Raw genomic sequence first — 22,929 nt, 5'->3', positions numbered from 1 at the left:
CTGGTTTTTTCTAATACTTTCGGCTAGGAGTGGTTAATTGAACAGTCAAATTAAAGATTCATTGGACAGGCCACTAAGGGATTTAAGGATTTCAGTCATAGATCGCTGTAACTTTCGCTGCCAATATTGCATGCCTGCTGAAATTTTTCACGATAATTTTCAGTTCCTGCCTAAAAGTGAGCTATTATCTTATGAGGAAATTGTAAGGCTTTCTAAAATATTCGCACGCTTAGGGGTAAAAAAACTAAGGTTGACTGGCGGGGAACCATTACTACGGAGAGATCTTACCACTCTGATTTCAAATCTCGTTAAAATTGAAGGTATTGAAGATATTGGACTGACCACGAATGGGGTCTTCTTGAAAAAACATGCCGTGAATTTGAGGGAAGCTGGTTTGCAAAGGGTGAATATCAGCTTGGACAGCCTCGATGACGACCTTTTCAAGAAGATGAACGGCAGGGATATCGGCATAAAGCCAGTTATTGAAGGCATCGCTGCTGCCAAGGAAGCAGGGCTTGGCGTAAAAGTGAATATGGTTGTGAAAAAAGAAACCAATGAATCTCAAATCCTGCCGATGGCCCGATTTTGTAAAGATGAGGGCATTCAATTACGCTATATAGAATTCATGGATGTCGGACATACAAATGGCTGGCAGTTGAAGAATGTCATTACGAAAAAAGAACTGCTTGCGATGCTCCAAACCGAATTCGATCTTGAACCGGTTGAAGAAGATTATTTTGGAGAGGTGGCAAAACGCTACCGTTATAAAGGCACTAATGCAGAAGTGGGCTTCATAACCTCGGTATCCGAGTCTTTTTGTTCAAGTTGTACACGTGCACGCCTTTCTGCTAATGGAAGTTTATATACATGCCTGTTTAATGGAAAGGGAAATGACTTGAAGTCATTGCTCCGTTCCGACATGACAGATGAAGAATTGACCGGGTTCATCATTTCACTTTGGAACCGTAGGGACGACCGCTATTCGGATGAGCGGGCAGCGGGTACGGTGAAGAAACAGGAAAAAATCGAAATGTCATTCATTGGCGGGTAATCCGTCCGAATGAGTAAAAAAAGGGATGGCAGTTATGCCATCCCTTTTTTTGAATAGTTGTCAGGAACTGATGTCAGTCATTTTATACTTTTTTTATGCATTTTTATATAGGACACAAGGCAATGAAAATAATTCAATGGTCCTAGGGATGGATTTAGCGTGAAATAAACTCCAATCATTTTAAGAACAGTAAGGCATTATGTATTGCTGCTTTTTTATGGGAAGGATTCAATCGATGGTACAGATTTCTATTGGACAGTTTTCACAGTCGATTTCCTGTTTCAAATAGTCAAAGTCAAGAATCGTAATGCGTCCCTTTTTAATGGAGATGACATTGTTTTTCCTTAATTGAGCAAGCATTCGATTGACCACCTCGCGGGATGTGCCGCAAAAATTGGCGAGTTCTTGGTTTGTAAAGGGAAGGTTGATAACTTTACCGTCTTCTGCTTCAGTGCCATAGCTATTTGATAAACGGATGAGGGTGGAGTAAAATGCACCTTTCTTACCGTGCAGGAGCATATCGCGGAATTTAGCCTGGTTTTTACGGTTTTGAGCGGATAACCATGTCATCATCTCGACTGCAAGATGGCTATCGGAGGCGATTTTATCTTCTAATGCTTCTTTGGAGATAACCGCAACAGTTCCATCTTCCATCATTTTTGCATTCATCATATATTTAGGATTTTGAGAAAATAATACGGTTTCCCCAACCAAATCATTCTCCGAACTAATGCGTATAGTCAATTCCCGACCGTCGGGAACAACCTTGCTCACTTCCACTTTCCCTTTAATAATGTAATATAAATCACTTGCTGGGGTGCTCTCCTGAAAAAGGTAGCGCCCTTTTTCCATATGTTTAACTTGTTGTTTATTATCTAAAATTGCATGCATCCGATTAGATAACGATAATTCATTCATGCATATGACCACCTTTCAGATAGCGTCATTACTCAATTACTACCTTTGATTTAAACGGAAAAAACCCTAGTAGTCAACAAGTTTGGATAATTCTAGGATTTTCGTTGGATAATTTTTCATGTAAAATTTATGTTTTAAATTTTATAAAAATACATTTGATTTTATTTTTATTCAGTCATATAATAATAGAATCAAAGAATGACAGGGACCTGAAATTATAGGAGATGGTTTTATGAACGTATCAATAGTAGGTGCAACGGGTTATGGAGGAATGGAACTAATAAGATTTTTGAATAATCACCCGCAATTTAAAATAAAATCATTGCATACTTCATCCCAATTTGGTCGAAGTTTATATGAAGATAATGCACATTTAATGCATATGAAAGATACATTAGAAAAAATTGATCCGGAAGCGATTGCAAAAAAATCCGATATTGTATTTCTTGCAACTCCTTCCGGTGTTTCCTCGCAATTGATTTCGGAATTTTCTGACCTTGACATTAAAGTGATCGACCTATCAGGAGACCTCAGGCTTCAAACTCCAGGTGAATACGAGCAATGGTATAAAAAGCCGGCCGCGCCTCAGCATATTATTGAAGAGGCCGTATACGGGTTGGCTGAATGGAATGCCGAAGCAATCAAAAAAGCGACGATTATTGCAAATCCTGGGTGCTACCCAACCGCTTCACTATTAGGTCTTGCCCCTTTATTCACTGAAGGATTGGCGGGAGCAGCTGCCGATGTGATCATCGATGCAAAATCCGGGGTTTCAGGGGCGGGTAAATCACCTTCGGCAGTTACCCATTATAGTGAAATGAATGAGAACTTTAAAATATATAAGGTAAATCAACATCAACACATACCTGAAATCGAACAACAGCTTGGGCGATGGTCAACAGGTATACAACCTATTACCTTTAATACACATCTTGTTCCAATGACGAGAGGGATTATGGCAACGATGTATATTAAGGTAAATCGGGAAACCTCAAATGTTGAATTAAAGGATTTATACGAAACCGTATACGAGAACCACCCATTTGTCCGGGTACAGCCCCTTGATCGCTTTCCATCCACGAAACAGGTATATGGATCGAACTTTTGCGATATTGGCGTCGATTATGATGAAAGGACAGGTAAGGTAACGGTGGTTTCGGTAATTGATAATTTAGTGAAGGGTGCTGCAGGGCAGGCCATTCAAAATGCAAATATTTTAATGGGACTAGAAGAAACGGCAGGACTATGGAACAGTCCGATATATCCGTAAACTTTGGAGGGAAACAATGAATACACTACAGCAAGTTGAAGAAATCAAACATATTCAAGAAGGAAACATTTTAATGCCCCAAGGGTTCAAAGCGTCAGGTGTCCATGCAGGATTACGCTATTCTAAAAAGGACGTTGGCATCATTTTTACCGATGTCCCAGCATCAGCCGCTGCCGTTTATACACAAAATATAGTTCAAGCAGCTCCAATCAATGTAACGAAAGACAGCATTGCCGTTACTGGGAAACTACACGGCATTGTAGTGAATAGTGCTTGTGCGAATGCTTGTACAGGTGAACAGGGTTTAAAAGATGCAAAGGAAATGAGGAAGCTTGCGGCTCAAAAGTTCGGTTTGGAGGACCATTCATTTGCAGTGGCTTCAACAGGAGTCATAGGGGAATTCATGGAAATGGAAAAGGTAAGGAAAGGCATAGCGTCATTGCAGCCAGAAAATACAACTGAAGCTGCTGAAGCTTTTGGTACAGCCATTTTAACAACGGATATCGTAACGAAGAGCTGTGGTTATGAAACAATCATTGACGGCAAAACCGTGAAAATGGGCGGTGCTGCAAAGGGCTCGGGAATGATTCATCCAAACATGGCCACGATGCTCGGCTTCATTACGACGGATGCTGTAATTGAACCGGCTGATTTACAGCAGGCACTATCCTCGATTACCAATGATACATTCAATCAAATCACGGTTGATGGCGACTGTTCAACGAACGACATGGTGTTGGTGCTCGCGAACGGAGAAGCGAACAATGAACCTTTGACACCTGATCATCCGGAATGGTCCATCTTCCTGGAATTATTAAAGCAAACTTCGGAAAATCTCGCAAAACAAATTGCGAAAGACGGAGAAGGTGCCACAAAACTGATAGAAGTGAATGTTCATGGCATGAATACGAAGCAAGATTCACAGATGATGGCGAAGACGATCGTTGGGTCAAATCTAGTGAAAACGGCAGCTTTTGGAGCGGATGCAAACTGGGGACGAATCATTGCTGCGATGGGAAGAAGCGGAGTGGTATTCAATCCCGATCAAACAACGATCGTTTTTGGTGACATTGTCGTACTTAAAGATGGTGAGCCAATAATGTTTTCTGAGGAAGATGCCAAAGCATACTTGGAAAATGAAAGTATCATCATTCATGTTTATTTGAAAGATGGTAATGAATCAGGCACGGCATGGGGCTGCGATTTAACCTATGATTATGTGAAAATAAACGGAAGCTATCGTTCGTAAGGGGTGAAAAGTATGGACATATTAGTCATTAAGTGCGGCGGCAGCATCATTAACGAGTTATCGGAGTCGTTTTTCAATAGTGTTAAAGAGTTACAAAACCGCGGCTACCATATCGTCTTTGTGCATGGAGGCGGCCCTGATATAAATTCAATGCTTGAAAAATTTGAAATTGAACCTGTATTTGAAGATGGGTTAAGAAAAACGACCACTGAAGTGTTGGAAATTGTGGAACTTATGCTGGCAGGCAAATCAAACCGAAGCCTCGTTCATAAATTGGAGGCTCATGGCATCAAGGCAGTCGGGTTAAATGGCTCAGACGGCGGAATTCTCACAGGTGATTATATCGATGAAAAGAAACTTGGGGCTGTTGGTGAAATACAACAAGTCAATACGGAATTATTCGGGCTTTTATTCGAAAAAGGTTATTGTCCGGTATTGACGCCCATTTCAACTACCGAAGATGGCACTAAATTAAATGTGAATGCCGATATGGCTGCAGGATCTGTAGCGAAGGCACTATCGGCCGATATGTGTTTATTTGTAACCGATGTTAAAGGGGTCTTGAAGAACGGGCAGATCATCGAGAAATTGAATGAAACGGAAACGAAGAATATGATCATGGATGGAAGTATCCATGGGGGAATGATCCCGAAGGTCAATACAGCGTTGTCGGTGCTGAATAAAGGGATTGAAGAAGTGATGATCGTTAGTGGGAAAGATCATTTTTATCAAGGCGGTCAATTCATCGGTACGAAATTTCTTCAGGAGGAAGGGGTATTACAATGAGTTCTTTATTTCCAACATATGCAAGGTGGAACATTGAGCCAAGAAAAGCGTCAGGATTGAAGATTACGAGTGTAACAGGTAAAGAGTATTTGGATTTCACATCCGGAATCGGGGTAGTGAATCTTGGACATTGTCATGAGAAGGTAAAAACGGCCGTCACGGAACAGCTTGATAAATATTGGCATGTATCGAATATGTTTCAAAGTTCCATACAGGAACGGACAGCAAAAATGCTGGCTGATGCCTCTGGTTTAAGTCAGGTATTCTTTGCCAACAGCGGTGCCGAGGCGAATGAGGCAGCTATCAAACTAGCACGTAAAGCTACCGGGAAAAGCAAAATTGTCACATGTCAGCAGTCTTTCCATGGCCGTACGTTTGCAACGATGGCTGCAACGGGGCAGGAAAAAATCAAGACTGGTTTCGGACCGATGCTAGCTTCGTTCGAATATGTTCCATTTAATGATAATGAAGCGATGACAGCAGCCATTGATGAAAATACGGCAGCTGTAATGATTGAAATCGTTCAAGGAGAAGGCGGCATACATGTTGTACAGCAATCATATCTGGACGCGATTCAAACTAAATGCCAAGAACACGGAGTTCTCATCATCATAGATGAAATTCAGACGGGGATAGGGCGTACAGGGAAGCCATTCGCATTCCAGCATTTCAATATCCAACCGGACATCATCACTTCTGCAAAAGGGCTGGGAAATGGCCTGCCAATCGGGGCGATGATTGGGAAGGAAGCGCTGTCTGAGTTTTTTAACCCTGGAAGTCATGGATCCACTTTTGGAGGTAATCCCGTCAGTGTCTCAGCAGCTGAAGCTGTGTTAAAGGAAATTTTCCATTCAGGGTTTTTAAAAGAAACCGTTTCAAAGGCTGAATACCTTAAAAGCCAATTGGCAAAAGCATTGAAGGGCATGGAAGAAGTGAAAGAGATTCGCGGTCTGGGAATGATGGTTGGAATTGAGTGTAAACAAGATGTTCAGGTGTTTTTAATGGAACTGCAAGAAGAGGGCTTACTTGTATTGAGTGCAGGTCCTAAAGTACTTCGTTTACTCCCATCCCTGACAGTTACCGAATCGGAGATCGATAGGGCGATAAATAAAATTAAAAAAGTATTGGCAATAAAACAAACTATCTAAATTTATTGAATTTTTATAGAACAAAATGAATAATTATGCTATTGTATATATAAATATACATCATCTAAAGAGGTGAAGATCATGAAAAGCTATCTATATTTAGAGAATGGTTCCGTCTTTGAAGGGGAACTGCTGACTAAATCTACTGAAAAAACGATCACTGGAGAGATTGTCTTTTTCACAGGAATGACCGGATATCAAGAAGTGTTGACAGATCCTTCATATAAGGACCAGATTGTCATCTTCACATACCCGCTAATCGGAAATTACGGAATCAATGAACATGATTTTGAAAGTAAGAAGCCGCATGTTGCCGGTGTGATTGTATATGAAGGGAATATGAGCCATTCCCATTATCAGGCTGAATATTCACTTGGTGAATATTTAGACAAGTGGAACATCCCTCTTTTAAGCCATGTTGACACAAGAGCGGTCGTTAAGAATATAAGACAGGAAGGTTCCATGCAGGCAGTCATCACAGCAGAAGAAAAATATACTGTCGCACCCGGCCTGATTGGTTTATCAGCCCATGTAGCTGAGGTATCCACAAAGGTTATCGAGAGCTTTGGGGAAGGCGACAAGCACGTTGTGATGATGGATTTCGGTTATAAAAAATCCATATTGGATTCATTGGTCGAGCAAGGCTGCCGAGTCTCTGTCGTACCATTCGATACGGAATTCGAGCAAATCAAGGACTTGAAGCCAGATGGCATTTTGCTTTCAAATGGGCCTGGGGATCCAAAACAGCTTGAATACCTCTTAGGAAACATTAAAAAGATCATTACGAATTTTCCAACGATGGGCATCTGCCTCGGTCATCAATTAACGGCCCTTGCCTTAGGCGGAAATACAAAAAAAATGCTGTTTGGACATCGCGGTGCGAATCAGCCCGTGGTCGATTTGAAAACGAAAAAGGTGTATATGAGTTCGCAGAATCATAGTTATGAGGTTGATGAACCGAGCCTGCAAGGAACATCACTGCAGGTGAGGTTCAGAAACGTGAATGATAACACGGTTGAGGGGCTCATGCATGAAGACTTGCCAATCTTCACTACCCAGTACCACCCAGAGGCTAATCCAGGACCTATCGAGAGTTCATTACTATTCAACGACTTTTTACAAATGATAAATGATTATAGCGGGAGAGAAAAAGCTTATGCCTAAGGACGACACGATACAGACCATTTTAGTGATTGGTTCGGGGCCGATTGTCATCGGGCAGGCCGCCGAATTCGATTATGCAGGTACACAGGCCTGCCTTGCTTTAAAGGAAGAAGGATATAAAGTCATACTGGTCAACAACAATCCAGCAACGATCATGACTGATGATATGAATGCGGATGCTGTCTATTTCGAACCTTTAACAGTTGATGTACTGGAAAAGATCATTTCCAAAGAAAAGCCGGATGGCCTGCTCGCTACATTAGGCGGTCAAACAGGATTGAATCTTGCTTATCAATTGGATGATGCTGGAGTACTTGAAAAATATAATGTCAAATTATTGGGAACCCCGATCGATTCCATCAAAAAAGGGGAGGATCGTGAACTGTTCCGTGAGTTGATGTTTGAAATAGGTGAACCCGTTCCCGACAGTACGATTGTCCATACACTTGAAGAAGCGCTGGCTTTTGCCGACAAAATCGGTTTCCCCATCATCGTTCGTCCCGCTTATACACTCGGCGGAACTGGCGGTGGTATTGCCGATTCACTGGACATCTTTAAGGAACTTGTACGGGGCGGACTTCAAGAAAGCCCGATTACACAATGCTTGATTGAAAGAAGCATAGCTGGTTATAAGGAAGTCGAATATGAGGTTATGCGAGACGGAAACAATACGTGCATTACCATCTGTAATATGGAAAATATCGATCCGGTAGGGATCCATACAGGTGATTCGATCGTCGTGGCACCATCACAGACTTTATCGGACGATGAGTTTCAGATGCTGCGTGCCGCATCCATTAAAATCATTTCTGCTTTAGGTATCATAGGCGGCTGTAACATTCAATTTGCCCTTGATCCGAATAGCAAGCAATATTATTTAATAGAAGTAAACCCGCGCGTCAGCCGTTCATCGGCACTGGCTTCCAAAGCAACAGGCTATCCGATAGCACGCATTGCCGCAAAGCTCGCTGTCGGCTACGATTTATCGGAACTCATCAATCCAGTAACGAAAAGCACATACTCAAGCTTCGAACCTGCTCTTGACTACGTAGCGGTGAAGTTTCCGAGGTGGCCATTCGATAAATTCACGACCGCCAACCGCAAATTGGGAACACAGATGAAGGCGACTGGTGAAGTGATGGCTTTACACCGCAGCTTTGAAGGGGGAGTCCAAAAGGCCGTCGATTCTTTGGAATTGAAAACGATTGGGCTGCAGCTATCATCGCTGAAAAATAAATCGGTTCCTGAACTTTGGGAAAAGCTTGCCGAAAAATCCGATGAACGAATATTTGTCATTTTTGAAATGCTTAGAAAAGGCGTGACGATTGAAGAAATCCATGAAGCGACAGCCATAGATTATTTCTTCCTTAAATCCTTTGCGTCATTGATCCATTATGAATTTGAGATTGAATCTAAGGCAATCGATCAGGTAACAAAGGATGAACTGCAGACATACAAGGAAAAGGGCTTTTCCGACCGCTATCTTGCTTCCGTATGGAAAGTAAGTGAGATGGAAGTGAGAGCACACCGCAAATCACTGGGCCTTACGGCTGTCTACAAAACGGTTGATACATGTGCAGCCGAGTTCGAATCACATACGAACTATCACTATTCAACATATTTTGGTGAGAACGAACAGAAAAAAACTGATAAAAAGAAAGTCTTGATGATTGGCAGCGGTCCGATCCGCATCGGGCAGGGAATAGAATTTGATTACTGTTCGGTTCACGGTGTATATGCACTCCAGGATGAAAATGTTGAAACGATCATGATCAATAATAATCCGGAAACGGTAAGCACGGATTTTGCGACGGCAGATCGCCTTTATTTCGAACCGTTGACTCTTGAATATGTCCTTAATGTAATAGAAGCGGAAGATATTAAAGATGTTATCGTCCAATTTGGTGGGCAGACTGCGATAAACCTGGCAAAAGGCCTGGAAGAATACGGTGTCAATTTGTTGGGGACTTCCTTCGATACACTTGATCAATTAGAAGATCGTGATCGTTTTTATCAGCTTCTTCAAAAACTGGATATCCCGCATGTACCGGGTTCTATGGCTAATGGTGATGAACAATTAATTGCAAGTGCAGAGGCAATCGGCTTTCCGGTGCTTTTACGCCCATCCTATGTAATTGGCGGCCAGGGAATGGAAATCATCCGCTCCAAGGAAAGCTTGTTGAATAGAATGGCAAATGGAACGGCACTTGTCTATCCAGTGTTGATCGATTCCTATATTCCAGGAAAGGAAGCCGAAATCGATTTGATTGCGGATGGAAATGATGTATACATTCCCATCATTGCCGAACATATAGAGAAAGCAGGCGTCCATTCAGGGGATAGCATGGCATTATTGCCAGCTCAATCCTTAACGGATGATATCAAAGATAAAATGACCCTTTATGCTAAAAAACTAGTTAGTGAACTTGGTTATAAAGGACTTATGAACATCCAATTCGTGATTGAGGGAAATAGTGTTTATGTATTGGAAGTGAATCCTCGTGCAAGTCGGACAATTCCAATCATCAGTAAAGTGACCGATGTTTCCTTGGTGCAAATAGCGACAAAAATATTGCTTGGGAAATATTCATTGTCGAACGCGTTCGAAAAAACGGGCTTAATGGATGAAATTCCATATGCAGTCGTCAAATATCCCGTATTCTCTACATTTGCACTAAGCGGACTTGATTCGAAAGTAGGTCCGGAAATGAAATCAACGGGTGAAGGGATCGCCATCGGGGAAACGGTAAATGAAGCTTTGACAAAAGTATTCCATGCTCAAAAAGCTAAACATACTACTGGTGTTTATCAATCAGAATCTGTCCAATTAAGTGAAGATTTGTTAGACCAAATCAAAGAAGCAGGTTTGATATTGGGGAATTCGGATTTTGATAAATGGTTAAATGAAGGAAATGCGGCGGTAGTTTTGGCATATGGAACGACAGAGGAAGATAAGAAGCTAAGGTTACTTGCAGCGAAATACCGACTGCTTGCATTTACGGAAGAAGAGACGTTCAAGGCCTATCTACAATCGGTAGAAAATGCTGATCCAGGGGTGAACTCACTTCAGGAATGGCTTGTACCATATTCGAAAGGAGTGTCACACGTATGAGTTCAATGACGGCACCGACACAAGCGAAGATTTTAAATGGAAAAGATTTTTTGACCATGAAGGAGTCTACACCAACGGCAATTGCAGATTTGTTAAAACTGGCGCAGACCATTAAAGGCAAATTGCAAGCTGGTGAAGAATATACGCCTTTAAAAGGCAAAACGCTGGGGATGATCTTTGAAAAATCGTCTACCCGTACCCGTGTTTCTTTTGAAGTGGGCATGATGCAGCTTGGCGGACATGCTTTGTTCCTGAGTGGCAATGACTTGCAAATTGGACGTGGTGAAACTATTTCCGATACTGCAAAAGTCCTTTCTGAATATATTGATGGCATCATGATTCGTACCTTTGAGCATGAGAAAATCCTGGAATTGTCAGAAAATGCTTCTATCCCAGTCATCAATGGGTTAACAGATCTTGCCCATCCTTGTCAGGTGCTTGCTGACTTCTTGACGATCATCGAGATAAAAGGGCAGCTAAAAGGCTTGAAGATGAGTTATATCGGTGATGGCAATAATGTCGCCAATTCATTAATGGTAGGCTGTGCAAAAATGGGAATGGATTTTTCCATTGGATGTCCTGACGCCTACAAACCTGATGAAAAGGTCGTCGCATATGCTAAAAAAGTGGCAGAAGAGACTGGCAGTGAAATTTTGGTGACAACCTCAGCTTCGGAAGCAATAAAAGATGCAGATATCGTCTATTCCGATGTTTGGACCTCCATGGGGCAGGAAATAGAGAATGGTATTCGCTTGGAAGCTTTTAAAGATTATCAAATAAATGGTGAGCTAGTTAAACTTGCTAAAGATGATTACTTATTCATGCATTGCCTGCCTGCACATCGGGAGGAAGAGGTTACGGCTGAAGTCATCGATGGACCTAATTCCGTCGTTTTTCACCAAGCCGGAAATCGTCTCCATGCCCAAAAGGCGGTCCTAGTGGACTTAATGTCTTAACCAAAAAAAGGCGTCTGCTCTCTGAGCGGACGCTTTTTTGATTCAAGCCGCTTTCCTAATTTTTCTGACATGAAAGGAAGGAACCTGGTAATAATAACAGGGAAAGCATGTAAAGGGGTGAGATCTATGGGGCAAAATCGTCAATTTAAGCCAGGTCAGAAGGCTCCGAATAATGGGACCTACGTAGAAATCGGTGAAACGGGCAGTACGGTAGTGAATCCGAAAATGGTAAAGCTTGATGCAGGGGATTCTTTTCCTGAAACATCCAATCATAACCGGATATGGACATATAAGCGGAAGCCATGAAACATCTAAAAGCAGGAAAAAGGAATGATCGCAATCCTTCTTCCTGCTTTTTTCTATTCAGCGGAATAACCGAATATATTCGAGATTTCCAAACAGCACTTCCTTAAATAATGGCTTAAAGGATCTTCATAATGATCAGGAATGCTCTCGGTGAACCCAACGGCAGTGATCGCCCCCAATAATTCCGAATTATAATTAAAAACCGGAATGGACATGGATGAAACGGATGGTACAAGTGGCTCTTTGGCAAAAGCTATTTTGTATTTCCGAATTTCATCATATTCATTTGTTTCTTTAAGGAACGAGCCTGTAACATTACGATCTTTTTCAATCCATTCCGCTGTCAATGAAGGATCCTGAAATACAGTGAATACCTTTCCGGAAGAGGATGATGGCGGGAGTCGCGTACCTAACTGTGCCCCGATGTTTAAGTTTTGGTTGGAATTCCATATTTTTGCAGTTATTGGTCCGTCGTATGTCCAAACGGAAAAAAGGACCGTGCAAGAAGTATGGTGACTGATTTCCTGTAAATAAGGAGTTATTCTGCTCGTTACATCCTCATTTCCTATCGCTGCCATTCCGTATTGAATCAATTTGCTCCCAAGATGATACATACCGGTTGTCTTATCGCGATATAGTAGCTCCAGTTGAGTCAAAGTATTCAAATACTTATAGAGGTTACTTTTCGTTATTTCCGTTAATTCCTGTATATCAGAGAATCTTAAAGGAGTTCTTTGGGAAGCAAGTAAATCTATGATGCTCATCCCTATTTGTAATGATTGAATCGTCGAACCGGATTTTACGATTTCCATAAATCAATCTCCCTAATCTGTTTTAATTTAGGTCTAGTATATCAGAATCTGTAAAATTTAAATGAAAATTAGCAGAAAAACCGCCGGCTGCTTGAATCTATCAATATCCTTTTCTATTAAAAAAATAACTTTAGCGCAGTTTTTATTGATTCCGAAGTGCTGATAATGGTGTAGATGATAACATTTATACAAAAATTTGCAATACTTTCTTGACAATATTCCGAAAATTGAGTTATCATTTATATAAATAGTGAACAGTGTTATCTATAAGTGAAATTAAGAAGATGTACAGTCATTCAAATACTGGTATGTGAAGCGAATCCAGCTGAATCAGGATGGTGGCATCAAAAAGAGGTATTAAAAAAATCCAGATAAATAAAGGAGAATGAAATATGAAATTAGTAACTTTCAGCAGTCAAGGCTTTAAACGTATTGGTGCAATTTACCCGAATAATGTAGTAGTTGACTTGAACTATGCCTATCAAGCGCTTCTTGAAAGCGAAGGGAAACTTCGCAGTGAACAAATTGCTGACGCGTATGTCCCTGCAACAATGGAGGAGTTTTTACAGGGAGGGAATGAAAGCCTTTCCATAGCGCGAAAGGCTGCGGACTACGCTATTAACAATCGTGATTCCTTCAGACATAAATTGGTACATGAAATTGAAAATATAAAGCTTGAGGCCCCTGTCCAAAAGCCAAGCAAAATTATTTGTGTCGGACATAACTACCGTGAGCACATTGCCGAAATGGGGCGTGAACTGCCGCCATTCCCTGTGGTATTCGCAAAGTTCGCCAATACAGTAATCGGTCCCCAGGATGATATACCGTTTTTCCCAATCTCTGAACAACTGGATTATGAAGCGGAATTCGCTTTTGTAGTCGGACAAAGGGCACGTAATGTTTCTAAAGAAGATGCTCTTGATTATGTAGCTGGTTATACAATTGCGAATGATGTCACTTACCGTGATATCCAGCGGCGCACACTTGAGTGGCTACAAGGGAAAACGGTTGAAGGAAGCGCTCCGATGGGGCCTTGGTTAGTCACTTCCGATGAACTTTCCGATCCATCTGGCTTAAATGTCCGATTAACGGTAAATGGTGAAGAACGCCAAAAAACGAATACATCCAACTTCGTATTCGATGTGAAGTATCTAGTTGAATTCTTATCGAACTTAATGACTCTTGAACCAGGTGACATCGTCCTCACAGGAACACCGGGTGGGGTAGGAGTAGCACGTGATCCACAAGTGTTCTTAAAAGAAGGTGATGTTGTCAAAATCGAAATAGACAAAATAGGTTATCTTGAAAACCGTGTGCGACGTGTCGGGGAGGGAAAATAAAATGGCTTATCAGGAAATCGGGACATCAATCCAATCGGTTCAACAATCAATCGACCACATTCTTGAGACAGCGGCAAACCTACCGGAAGAAACGATTCGATTTAAACCAGCAGAGGATGAATGGTCAATCATGCAGATACTTTCCCATTTAGCTGAAGCCATTCCTTATTGGTTAGGTGAAGTGGAAACTGTAATAGCGATGCCAGGAGCCGAATGGGGGCGTGGATTGCAAGATCCAGCCCGTTTGGCAGCAGTCACCGATACAGACAAACTTGCTGTCGAAGATGTCATGAAGCAAGTGGAGGAGCTTAAATATAAAGTGGAGAGCAGTCTCGGGAATTTAGATGAAGAAACACTATCCAAAGAATCGCCACACCGGAATTTCGCTAAATTCGGAAACAAACCAGTTTCTTATATTGTCGATCACTTCATCGATGAGCATGTTTCAGGACACTATGATCAAATAAAGCGAAATCTTTCTAAAATCCAGTGAGGCAAGATAAAAAAGAAAGTAGGGATTAATATGGCTGAAAAATCGGAATACATGAATAGTACAATCGTAAAAGATTTTACAAAGGATATTCAGCAGTATAACCTTGGGCCGCTGTGGGAAGCCATTCCCGCTCTGATGGACCATGAACCTAAACCTCATGCGCATGCTTATTTATGGAAAGAAGAGCTTTTGACAAAAAAATTGATGGAAGCAGCTGAAATATTCACACCTGACCGAGGTGGGGAGCGCAGGGCCATTTATTTTCAGAATCCTGGACTCACTTATCGTCAGCCTTGGGGATGGGCTTCGACAACACAAACGCTATATGCAGCGGTCCAGCTATTGCTGCCAGGTGAAGTGGCCCCTTCCCACCGTCACTCCCAAAGTGCACTTCGTTTCATCACGAATGGTGAAGGTGCCTACTCCATCGTGCAGGGAGAAAGGATCTTCATGGAAGAAGGAGATTTCTTGATCACGCCTAAAAACCTATGGCATGGTCATGGACATGTTGGCGATAAACCGATGATTTGGATGGATGCCCTTGATATCCCAACCATCTACTCCATAGGCGGCACTTTCTTTGAACCATATCCTGATCGGATTGAAACGCCTAAACGGCCCGATAATTTTTCAGAGCTCCGTTATCAAGGCGGAATGGTTCGTCCAGTATCCGACCGTTATTCACAAGTGGCACCGCTTGCCAACTACAAGTGGAAAGGGACCAAAGCAGCGATAGAAGGATTAATGAATTTCGAACCGGACCCATATGATGGTTTCGCCGTTGAATATATCAATCCATCAAATGGCCAAACGGCCAATCCGACGATGGGGGCATGGATGCAGAAGCTTCCGAAAGGTTTCCATACGAAAGCACATCGCCATACCCATTCCACAATATATCAAGTGCACCAAGGATCAGGCTATACGGTCATTAATGGAGTGCGCTTTGACTGGTCCAAGGGAGATTATTTCGTCGTTCCAAATTGGGCATGGCATGAGCACGTTGCAGAAGCGGATTCTTACTTATTCTCGGTAAACGACCTACCAATAATGGAGAGATTCGATTTGGAGCAGCAACAGGCATTAGACGCAAACGATGGTTACCAAAAGGTTGAAAGTGAATTCAAGCCTGTTTTGGTTTGAAAATAATCTGTTTGGAATCTTCAGCTTAGGTCCTGATGAATATATGGAATGCCAGTCGAATGAAAACGCTTACTGTGTGTGGTCCGCAACATTGGCTAATAGCAACTAATATAGGGGGAATTTATGATGTACACAGAAAATAAACCATTCATCGTTATCGGTGGGGGAATTGGCGGATTGGCAACTGCTTTAGGAATCGCAGAAACAAAACAGTATGTAAAAGTCCTTGAACAAGCTCCCGAGTTTGGCGAAATCGGTGCAGGCATTCAGCTCGCAGCAAATGCCACCAACGTCTTGCAGCGTTTAGGCGTCATGGATAAAATCAATGAAATTGCAGTATTTCCAAAAAGGTTGGTGCTGATGGATGCATTTTCCGGAAAAGAACTTTCCGCTTTGGATTTAGGTGATGTTTATAAAGAAAGATATGGAGCTCCATATGTTGTTTTGCATCGGTCCGATTTGCATAAAGTACTGGCTGAAGCATGTGAAAAGAACCCGTATATCGAACTGGTTACGAATCAAACCATTATTGAGACAGTAGAAAATGAAGGTGAAGTGACGGTTACTTCTGCCAACGGGTCCCAACATTCAGGAACTGCTGTCATTGGAGCCGATGGATTATGGTCCAAGGCACGGAAACTTTTTGTGGAAGATCAGCCGGTCTGCTCACAATATGTTGCATACAGGGGAGCGATCCCGATGGAAGAGGTTACGAGCCATGGAGATTTAGATGATGTTTATATGTGGATTGGCCCAGACCTTCATCTTGTTCAATATCCGGTTAGAAGGGGAGAACTGTACAACCAAGTAGTGGTCTTCAAAAGTTCTCAATATACGGAAGAAAACGAAAAAACAGATCAATGGGGAACCCCGGAAGAAATGGACCGTGTGTTTGCCGGAACTTGTGAGCTTGTTCAGAATGCGATTTCATTCATTCAAAGGCAACGCCGTTGGCCAATGTATGACCGTTTACCAATTGATAATTGGACAAAAGGAAGAATTACGCTTATGGGAGATGCGGCACATCCGATGCTTCAATACTTGGCACAAGGAGCTTGCCAGGCTTTAGAAGATGCAGCTTATTTGTCGGATATGCTTCATAAGCATGGGAATGACATTGAACAGGCATTTTTGGAATATCAAGAGGAACGCATACCGCGCACGGCTAATGTTCAATCGAGCGCAAGAATGTGGGGGGAAATCATCCACAACACGACCGATGCAGGCATTCTGCTCCGAGATACGATCCTTGCAGGTCGGACGGATAAGGATTTCCAATTCATCGATGAATTTCATGGTTATAATAAAACGGCCGTGAAAGCATAATCCGTTTTGTTTCATCCATGCATCTAAAAGTTAAAACAAAGATGATTGGAGCGGGTGTACGAGACCCCGCAGGCGTAAAGGCGCCGAGGGGGCTCCCGGACCGCCCGCGGAAAGCGAGTGCCTGGATAGGAAATCAACCAAATTGTACAAACGGAAAAAGCCTTTCTTCTATATGAAGAAAGGCTTTTTCCGTTTATCTTCCATACTCCTGCATTTTTAGTAACTTTTCTTTACATGGGGAAAATTAGAAGTATAATGAAAATATAAAGGTCAAATTTGGTCAAACCGAGTGGGAATTCGTTCATGATATAGATGAATGGGAGGTTTTAAGATGGATATTAATAAAATGACGGAGAGAACCCAACAGGCGTTCATCGGCGGCCAGGAGCTAGCCAAAGATAGAGGGAATCCCGAGCTGACGGAGCTTCATTTATTAAAAACATTAATGGAACAGGATGAAAGTTTATTAATCAGGATTTTATCGGAATCTGGTAAACCGATGAATCTATTTGATATAGAGCTAAATAAGGAACTGGATCGATTACCGGAAGTGAGCGGGAGTGTTTCCCAGGTTTACATGTCATCCTCCCTGCAGCAAATGTTGACGGCTGCCGAAAAGGAAATGCAGATGTGGGAGGATGAATACTTATCTGTCGAACATATACTCCTTGCGTCGCTGCAGGACAATAAAACGAATGTGAACAGGCTTTTTTCATCATATGGAATTGATTATGATAAAGCAAAACAGGTAATAAACGATATAAGGGGGAATCAGCGAGTGACTAGTCAAAATCCTGAAAGCACTTATGAAGTACTGAAAAAATACGGGAGAGATCTCGTTGCTGAGGTTAAATCGGGGAATGTCGACCCCGTAATCGGCCGTGATACGGAAATCCGTAACGTCATCAGGATCCTTTCACGTAAAACGAAAAATAATCCTGTATTAATAGGAGAACCCGGAGTAGGTAAAACAGCCATCGTCGAGGGGCTGGCACAAAGGATCGTCAGGAAGGATGTGCCTGAGGGATTAAAGGACAAGACCGTTTTTTCACTGGATATGAGTGCGCTTGTCGCTGGCGCCAAATTCCGCGGTGAATTTGAGGAACGCCTAAAAGCGGTCTTGAATGAGATCAAGAAGAGTGACGGTAAAATTCTATTATTCATTGATGAATTGCACACAATTGTCGGTGCAGGAAGAACGGATGGCGCCCTTGATGCCGGAAATATGTTAAAGCCGATGCTTGCACGCGGTGAGCTGCATTGTATCGGTGCAACGACCCTTGATGAATATCGGCAATATATTGAAAAGGATCCGGCTCTGGAACGCCGTTTCCAACAGGTTCTGGTTCCCGAACCGGATGTTGAAGATACGATTTCAATTTTGCGGGGATTAAAGGAACGGTTTGAAATTCACCATGGCGTCAGGATACACGATCGGGCGATCGTTGCGGCCTCTGTCCTTTCGAACCGATATATAACGGAGCGATTTTTACCGGATAAAGCAATAGATCTTGTGGATGAAGCATGTGCGATGATCCGAATGGAAATCGACTCAATGCCATCCGAGTTGGATGAAATCACGAGAAAAGTCATGCAACTTGAAATTGAAGAGGCCGCCTTGAAGAATGAGGAGGACCCTCAAAGCAGGGCGAGACTGGAAGTGCTTCAAAAAGAACTATCAGAACTTCAGGATCAAGCGAATAGCATGAAATCGAAGTGGCAAATGGAGAAATCAGTGCTTCAAAAGGTGCAGGATCAACGTGAAGAGCTTGAGAAATTGCGTCATGAACTGGAACAAGCAGAGAATGACTATGACCTTAACCGGGCAGCTGAACTTCGGCATGGAAGGATTCCGCAGCTTCAAAAAGAATTGGACGCAATGGAAGACGAATTGGAAAAGGAAAAACAGGAATCACGATTGCTTCGCCAGGAAGTGACGGAGGAGGAAATTGCCTCGATTGTTGCAAGGTGGACGGGGATTCCGATTAGCAAGCTGGTGGAAAGTGAAAGGGAGAAGCTGCTTCGCCTATCTGATATCCTTCATGAACGCGTAATAGGTCAAGGAGAAGCGGTGGAACTCGTATCCGATGCTGTTTTAAGAGCAAGGGCTGGAATTAAAGATCCAAACAGACCAATCGGCTCATTCATTTTTCTTGGGCCAACGGGTGTAGGTAAAACCGAATTGGTAAAAGCTTTGGCAGAAACGTTATTCGATAGTGAGGAACATATGATTCGAATCGATATGTCGGAATATATGGAGAAACATTCCGTGTCCCGCCTTGTTGGTGCACCTCCTGGATATGTTGGATTTGAGGAAGGCGGCCAACTTACGGAGGCTGTTAGGAGAAACCCATATTCAGTCATATTATTGGATGAGATTGAAAAGGCGCATCCGGAAGTCTTCAATATTTTGCTGCAAATGCTGGATGATGGAAGGATAACAGACTCCCAAGGAAGAACAATCAACTGTAAAAATACGGTTATCATCATGACTTCCAATATCGGATCCCATTTCTTATTGCAGTCCAACCGGGTGGATGGCGGCATTGAAGAAGAAATAAAAGATCAGGTCTTTAAAGAGTTAAGAGGGCATTTCCGTCCGGAATTTTTGAATCGCGTTGATGACATTGTTTTATTCAAACCTCTGACGAAACAAGAAATCGTGGAAATCGTAGATAAAATGGTTCATCAATTACAAGTAAGGTTAACTGAACAAAATATAGACCTGAATGTTACTGAAGCGGCTAAGGAATTCATTGCGGAACAAGGATATGATCCGGTATATGGGGCAAGACCGCTGAAGCGATTCATCCAAAAGCATCTGGAAACGAAAATCGCCCGTAAAATCATTGCCGGGACTGTTGAGATTAAAGAAGGAATAACGATTGATTATGATCATGATGAATTGGTTCTCATATAAAAACGTTGAAATGTAGTTTACCCGTAAGCGAAGTACGGTATAACAAAAAGGACATCCTATAAAGGATGTCCTCTTTTGCTTCTTAATGTTGATGAGAGTCTTTAGCTGGCCCAGCAGGCATGATAGCAGGGATGATGCAAATCAGGATAGCAGCAGCTAATCCTAAAATCGTTCCCTGCGCAGCATCGTATGAAACTCCGATCATGGAAGAAACAACATATACAGTCATATGCACTAATAAGAATGTCCAAAAAATTGTCCAAGCATAACGCATCGAATTTCACCTCATTCCACTACATTCATTTTTATCTTACCATAATTAATATACAGTTAAAACGTGTTTTTAATAATAACCTTTAAATAATTCAATACATTAAATCATAAGAGAACTTTTTCAGGCAGACTAGTTGGTTTCAAACTTCAAAGGGGAAATCATAAGGAAAAAATAAAAGCAAAACCTCCGTGCTTGGTTAATTTAAGATAAGAAGTTAGGCGTTTCCACTGACCCTTTCTATTTTTCGTCATAAATTAATATAGTAGTAGTAATATTCCTTAAAGGAGTTTGAACGATGGAACAACGAACTTTTCAAATTGATGACCAATGGAATATCATCTATTATCCAGAGCGGCCCAGTGGTTTTTCCGTAATGGTAATTGGAGACCGTAGTCATTTTGTCGAAAAAGACAGCAGCTTTTGGCTGCAGCATCCTGGCAGGCTGCAGATATTGGAATATTTAAAGGAATACGGATACACCCTATTTTCATCCAATTTTTATGGAGCCAACTGGGGCAGTCCTAAAGCACTCGAGCTTTCCCTTAACCTATATATTCTGTTCATGAAAAAAGAAATAGTCAATCAAAGGGTTCATATATTGGCAGAGGGGACAGGCGCACTCCTTGCCTTAAAGTTAATGAATCAACTTGGTAATAAAATACGGTCCGTCGTTTTGATAGATCCGGTTTTTTCCTTGAAAGCACAACTGGAGAAAGAAAAGGAAAATAAGTTCTTCTATAAAAAGTGGCTGTCCGAGGTCGCTGCTGCATATGAGCTCGATCCGGCAGAATGTGAACAGCATATACTGGATACTGAAGATTCAATGATCGCAGAGAATATCCCCATGAAAGTGATTCAGGTTTTTGGAAGCTTACGGAAAGAGCAAGCCTCCCTTTATCGGCAAATCCAGCTGGCTAGAAAAGCAGACTTGCAGCTGACGTATATATTGCCCGAAAAACGTTATAAAATCCCCTATCAAATACAGAAGTTTTTCAATGAGAATGAAGAGACTTTATGAGAAGAGATATATTTTTACAATGGTTTGCATACGATACAGCATCTAAAAAAACTAGACGTGCCGGGTAAAGTGGGCTTGATGGCATACGAGGAGGCTGTATTTATGCAAACAAACATTGTCATTGGCACTTATCGATTCGTGGGATTCTATGTGACTCAATTCTTTTTGAACCAAGGTGAAGAAGTAATCGGAATCGATTGGGATGATTCCGAAGCAAGTCAATATATTAAGGAAGAAAAGGAACTTGAAATAGGCAGGAATTCAAATTATTTATACTTTCCGATAAATAAACTTAAATTATTGGATATTTCACAGCAGGACACGGTGTTCATATCTTGTTACGATATTAAAAGCGGAAAAATGGACCAAATCGATTTTGTAATAGGAGAAATCGTTTCCTTCATCGAGAAATGCAAAAAAAATGGCAAGAATGAAACGCCAAATTTCGTTCTTTTCATGCCCATTGAAAAAGAGGTCGGTATATTTCAGTCGATATTAAGCTCGATTCGTGAAATGGATTCTGCAAAAATCATATTTTTACCGACGATTTATGGACCTTGGCAATCGGAAGGCATGAGTTTTGAAGCTGGAATCAATCAGCTTGGACAGTCTGATATCAAAGCGGCAATTGCTGCCGAATATAACGGAGATGCTCTCTACATCACTGATTTTGTAAATGCTTTGGAAGCGGTGCTTGCCACAAGTTCCGATAGGGACATCCAATTGTGCAGCAGTATCGACGATCATTGGGATAAATGTGCCAAGTTAATATTTGGTGAAAGTATGGATTCATTCACTTCCCAATCAACAACGAAAATCAATAAAGGAACATTATTTGAAGTGCAATGCAAAATGGAACCGGAAGAAGGCATTGCATTACAGAGAAAACATAATAAACGATTAAACTTACTTAAAACGTGGAGAAAGCGTGATTGACATTTTTGTTATTCGGGAAGGACAAAACTGTATATTTGCCTCTAATCTATATGTCTTGTACTATAATGTTCAAGGATAGGAATTACATCAAAAGATATTCATGATTTTATATGTACGCCCTTTACGAAAGGGTTCAGTGGAATTATGATAATATTGAGCTTATTTTGGCATCAAAATGATCAATTGATGAATATTCAAAAGATAGGGGGAAATGCGAATGAGTTCAGATAAAACTCTTGAATTTATGGGAATCGCCATGAAATACTTCCCAGAGGCTAAAGCGAAGCTTGAAGCAAGCGGGATTCCATTCTCAATGGAGATGGCAGAGCCATTCATGGAGCTCTTTAAAAGCGTTATGCAAGAAGCTTATGAGCTTGGTAAACAAGATGCTCAGCGTTAATTAAAGGCAGGCTGTCCGTTAAAAGGGCAGCCTTTGAATTTTTTTATTCTTTTTTCAAGAACTTGGCGATCAAGGGGCTCAGATTGATTTTATCAATGGTCGGTTTGTATTGACTGTATAAGCCCATCAATGTTTCAACGCTCGCCATCAATTGCATGTAATCAACCTGCGCTTCCTCCTCTTGCTCCGGTTCATTTTTCCTGCCAAACATCAAATTAGAAAAATGATCATCCGTGTTTCTCTCCCGGTTGCGATTGAAGATGTCCAAAATGAATTCCTCCTATTCTCCTTTTATTTATAATGTATG

Annotated in this window: 21 protein-coding genes; 17 read left to right on the top strand and 4 right to left on the bottom strand. The window is 41.7% G+C overall.

The window, feature by feature from the left end; genetic code table 11:
• The first annotated feature begins 37 nt into the window (after nt 1-37).
• Nucleotides 38-1,051 (top strand): GTP 3',8-cyclase MoaA, encoded by a 1,014-nt coding sequence (gene moaA, locus ACYP5M_RS18820; RefSeq protein ID WP_434168862.1) that lies wholly within the window; start codon nt 38-40, stop codon nt 1,049-1,051.
• A gap of 228 nt (nt 1,052-1,279) precedes the next feature.
• Here moaA and ACYP5M_RS18815 read toward each other — a convergent pair whose 3' ends face one another.
• Nucleotides 1,280-1,969, bottom strand: a complete 690-nt coding sequence (locus tag ACYP5M_RS18815) for a Crp/Fnr family transcriptional regulator (protein WP_101224132.1) — start codon at nt 1,967-1,969, stop codon at nt 1,280-1,282.
• A gap of 232 nt (nt 1,970-2,201) precedes the next feature.
• On the opposite strand from ACYP5M_RS18815, the gene argC reads away from it, so the two are divergent.
• The 8 genes from argC to ACYP5M_RS18775 all read left to right on the top strand — a co-directional run bounded on the left by argC (nt 2,202) and on the right by ACYP5M_RS18775 (nt 11,960).
• Nucleotides 2,202-3,239, top strand: a complete 1,038-nt coding sequence (gene argC / locus ACYP5M_RS18810; RefSeq protein WP_434168863.1) for an N-acetyl-gamma-glutamyl-phosphate reductase — start codon at nt 2,202-2,204, stop codon at nt 3,237-3,239.
• 16 nt (nt 3,240-3,255) lie between these two features.
• The gene (argJ, locus tag ACYP5M_RS18805; RefSeq protein WP_452444725.1) at nt 3,256-4,488 is read left to right on the top strand and encodes a bifunctional ornithine acetyltransferase/N-acetylglutamate synthase; all 1,233 of its coding nucleotides are present in this window, start codon (nt 3,256-3,258) and stop codon (nt 4,486-4,488) included.
• A gap of 12 nt (nt 4,489-4,500) precedes the next feature.
• The gene (gene argB, locus ACYP5M_RS18800) at nt 4,501-5,274 is read left to right on the top strand and encodes an acetylglutamate kinase (RefSeq protein WP_101224129.1); all 774 of its coding nucleotides are present in this window, start codon (nt 4,501-4,503) and stop codon (nt 5,272-5,274) included.
• Complete coding sequence (locus ACYP5M_RS18795; RefSeq protein WP_459735392.1) at nt 5,271-6,422, top strand: acetylornithine transaminase; 1,152 nt, start codon at nt 5,271-5,273, stop codon at nt 6,420-6,422. The genes argB and ACYP5M_RS18795 overlap by 4 nt, the downstream gene beginning before the upstream one ends.
• Nucleotides 6,423-6,503: 81 nt before the next feature.
• The gene (locus tag ACYP5M_RS18790) at nt 6,504-7,586 is read left to right on the top strand and encodes a carbamoyl phosphate synthase small subunit (RefSeq protein WP_101224127.1); all 1,083 of its coding nucleotides are present in this window, start codon (nt 6,504-6,506) and stop codon (nt 7,584-7,586) included.
• On the top strand, nt 7,579-10,698 hold the full coding sequence (locus ACYP5M_RS18785) for a carbamoyl phosphate synthase large subunit (RefSeq protein WP_427573842.1): 3,120 nt from the start codon (nt 7,579-7,581) through the stop codon (nt 10,696-10,698). The genes ACYP5M_RS18790 and ACYP5M_RS18785 overlap by 8 nt, the downstream gene beginning before the upstream one ends.
• On the top strand, nt 10,695-11,654 hold the full coding sequence (gene argF / locus ACYP5M_RS18780) for an ornithine carbamoyltransferase (RefSeq protein WP_434168868.1): 960 nt from the start codon (nt 10,695-10,697) through the stop codon (nt 11,652-11,654). Before ACYP5M_RS18785 ends, argF begins: the two co-directional genes overlap by 4 nt.
• 126 nt (nt 11,655-11,780) lie before the next feature.
• Complete coding sequence (locus ACYP5M_RS18775; protein WP_034314546.1) at nt 11,781-11,960, top strand: YjzC family protein; 180 nt, start codon at nt 11,781-11,783, stop codon at nt 11,958-11,960.
• 53 nt (nt 11,961-12,013) lie between these two features.
• On the opposite strand, the gene ACYP5M_RS18770 is transcribed toward ACYP5M_RS18775, so the two are convergent.
• Nucleotides 12,014-12,772 carry an IclR family transcriptional regulator gene (locus ACYP5M_RS18770; protein WP_101224125.1) on the bottom strand — a complete coding sequence of 253 codons (759 nt, stop codon included), beginning with the start codon at nt 12,770-12,772 and terminating at the stop codon, nt 12,014-12,016.
• Between the two features lie 392 nt (nt 12,773-13,164).
• Between ACYP5M_RS18770 and ACYP5M_RS18765 the strand changes: the two genes are divergently transcribed.
• The 5 genes from ACYP5M_RS18765 to clpB all read left to right on the top strand — a co-directional run bounded on the left by ACYP5M_RS18765 (nt 13,165) and on the right by clpB (nt 19,994).
• On the top strand, nt 13,165-14,112 hold the full coding sequence (locus tag ACYP5M_RS18765; protein WP_459735391.1) for a fumarylacetoacetate hydrolase family protein: 948 nt from the start codon (nt 13,165-13,167) through the stop codon (nt 14,110-14,112).
• A gap of 1 nt (nt 14,113) precedes the next feature.
• Nucleotides 14,114-14,605 (top strand): DinB family protein, encoded by a 492-nt coding sequence (locus ACYP5M_RS18760; RefSeq protein WP_101224123.1) that lies wholly within the window; start codon nt 14,114-14,116, stop codon nt 14,603-14,605.
• A 30-nt stretch (nt 14,606-14,635) separates the two neighbouring features.
• Nucleotides 14,636-15,748: a cupin domain-containing protein gene (locus ACYP5M_RS18755; RefSeq protein ID WP_452444724.1), complete on the top strand. Its 1,113-nt coding sequence runs from the start codon at nt 14,636-14,638 to the stop codon at nt 15,746-15,748.
• A 126-nt stretch (nt 15,749-15,874) separates the two neighbouring features.
• Nucleotides 15,875-17,074, top strand: coding sequence for an FAD-dependent monooxygenase (locus ACYP5M_RS18750; protein ID WP_101224121.1), 1,200 nt, complete (start codon nt 15,875-15,877; stop codon nt 17,072-17,074).
• Between the two features lie 331 nt (nt 17,075-17,405).
• Nucleotides 17,406-19,994: an ATP-dependent chaperone ClpB gene (gene clpB, locus ACYP5M_RS18745; protein ID WP_452444723.1), complete on the top strand. Its 2,589-nt coding sequence runs from the start codon at nt 17,406-17,408 to the stop codon at nt 19,992-19,994.
• 82 nt (nt 19,995-20,076) lie between these two features.
• Here the strand turns inward: clpB and ACYP5M_RS18740 are convergent, their stop codons facing one another.
• On the bottom strand, nt 20,077-20,268 hold the full coding sequence (locus tag ACYP5M_RS18740) for a YjzD family protein (protein ID WP_048686917.1): 192 nt from the start codon (nt 20,266-20,268) through the stop codon (nt 20,077-20,079).
• Nucleotides 20,269-20,563: 295 nt separating this feature from the next.
• Between ACYP5M_RS18740 and ACYP5M_RS18735 the strand changes: the two genes are divergently transcribed.
• From ACYP5M_RS18735 to ACYP5M_RS18725, 3 genes are all read left to right on the top strand, one after another.
• Nucleotides 20,564-21,286 (top strand): hydrolase, encoded by a 723-nt coding sequence (locus ACYP5M_RS18735; protein ID WP_434168872.1) that lies wholly within the window; start codon nt 20,564-20,566, stop codon nt 21,284-21,286.
• Nucleotides 21,287-21,388: 102 nt separating this feature from the next.
• Nucleotides 21,389-22,222, top strand: a complete 834-nt coding sequence (locus ACYP5M_RS18730) for a Rossmann-fold NAD(P)-binding domain-containing protein (RefSeq protein WP_452444722.1) — start codon at nt 21,389-21,391, stop codon at nt 22,220-22,222.
• Between the two features lie 217 nt (nt 22,223-22,439).
• Nucleotides 22,440-22,622, top strand: coding sequence for a ComZ family protein (locus ACYP5M_RS18725; protein ID WP_034314525.1), 183 nt, complete (start codon nt 22,440-22,442; stop codon nt 22,620-22,622).
• Nucleotides 22,623-22,665: 43 nt separating this feature from the next.
• Here the strand turns inward: ACYP5M_RS18725 and ACYP5M_RS18720 are convergent, their stop codons facing one another.
• The gene (locus ACYP5M_RS18720) at nt 22,666-22,890 is read right to left on the bottom strand and encodes a hypothetical protein (protein ID WP_101224117.1); all 225 of its coding nucleotides are present in this window, start codon (nt 22,888-22,890) and stop codon (nt 22,666-22,668) included.
• Nucleotides 22,891-22,929: the final 39 nt, after the last annotated feature.

The sequence above is a fragment of the Peribacillus sp. N1 genome (genome assembly GCF_054600815.1).
This window is presented reverse-complemented; position numbering and strand designations above follow the sequence as displayed.

Bases quoted from the DNA above. Each gene is read 5' to 3' on its own strand.
- ACYP5M_RS18785 (WP_427573842.1), top strand. From the start codon at position 7,579: ATGCCTAAGGACGACACGATACAGACCATTTTAGTGATTGGTTCGGGG.
- clpB (WP_452444723.1), top strand. From the start codon at position 17,406: ATGGATATTAATAAAATGACGGAGAGAACCCAACAGGCGTTCATCGGC.
- ACYP5M_RS18750 (WP_101224121.1), top strand. From the start codon at position 15,875: ATGTACACAGAAAATAAACCATTCATCGTTATCGGTGGGGGAATTGGC.
- ACYP5M_RS18815 (WP_101224132.1), bottom strand. From the start codon at position 1,969: ATGAATGAATTATCGTTATCTAATCGGATGCATGCAATTTTAGATAAT.
- argC (WP_434168863.1), top strand. From the start codon at position 2,202: ATGAACGTATCAATAGTAGGTGCAACGGGTTATGGAGGAATGGAACTA.
- ACYP5M_RS18725 (WP_034314525.1), top strand. From the start codon at position 22,440: ATGAGTTCAGATAAAACTCTTGAATTTATGGGAATCGCCATGAAATAC.
- ACYP5M_RS18735 (WP_434168872.1), top strand. From the start codon at position 20,564: ATGGAACAACGAACTTTTCAAATTGATGACCAATGGAATATCATCTAT.
- ACYP5M_RS18775 (WP_034314546.1), top strand. From the start codon at position 11,781: ATGGGGCAAAATCGTCAATTTAAGCCAGGTCAGAAGGCTCCGAATAAT.
- ACYP5M_RS18740 (WP_048686917.1), bottom strand. From the start codon at position 20,268: ATGCGTTATGCTTGGACAATTTTTTGGACATTCTTATTAGTGCATATG.
- argF (WP_434168868.1), top strand. From the start codon at position 10,695: ATGAGTTCAATGACGGCACCGACACAAGCGAAGATTTTAAATGGAAAA.
- ACYP5M_RS18790 (WP_101224127.1), top strand. From the start codon at position 6,504: ATGAAAAGCTATCTATATTTAGAGAATGGTTCCGTCTTTGAAGGGGAA.
- ACYP5M_RS18760 (WP_101224123.1), top strand. From the start codon at position 14,114: ATGGCTTATCAGGAAATCGGGACATCAATCCAATCGGTTCAACAATCA.
- argB (WP_101224129.1), top strand. From the start codon at position 4,501: ATGGACATATTAGTCATTAAGTGCGGCGGCAGCATCATTAACGAGTTA.
- ACYP5M_RS18795 (WP_459735392.1), top strand. From the start codon at position 5,271: ATGAGTTCTTTATTTCCAACATATGCAAGGTGGAACATTGAGCCAAGA.
- ACYP5M_RS18730 (WP_452444722.1), top strand. From the start codon at position 21,389: ATGCAAACAAACATTGTCATTGGCACTTATCGATTCGTGGGATTCTAT.
- ACYP5M_RS18770 (WP_101224125.1), bottom strand. From the start codon at position 12,772: ATGGAAATCGTAAAATCCGGTTCGACGATTCAATCATTACAAATAGGG.
- argJ (WP_452444725.1), top strand. From the start codon at position 3,256: ATGAATACACTACAGCAAGTTGAAGAAATCAAACATATTCAAGAAGGA.
- ACYP5M_RS18765 (WP_459735391.1), top strand. From the start codon at position 13,165: ATGAAATTAGTAACTTTCAGCAGTCAAGGCTTTAAACGTATTGGTGCA.
- ACYP5M_RS18755 (WP_452444724.1), top strand. From the start codon at position 14,636: ATGGCTGAAAAATCGGAATACATGAATAGTACAATCGTAAAAGATTTT.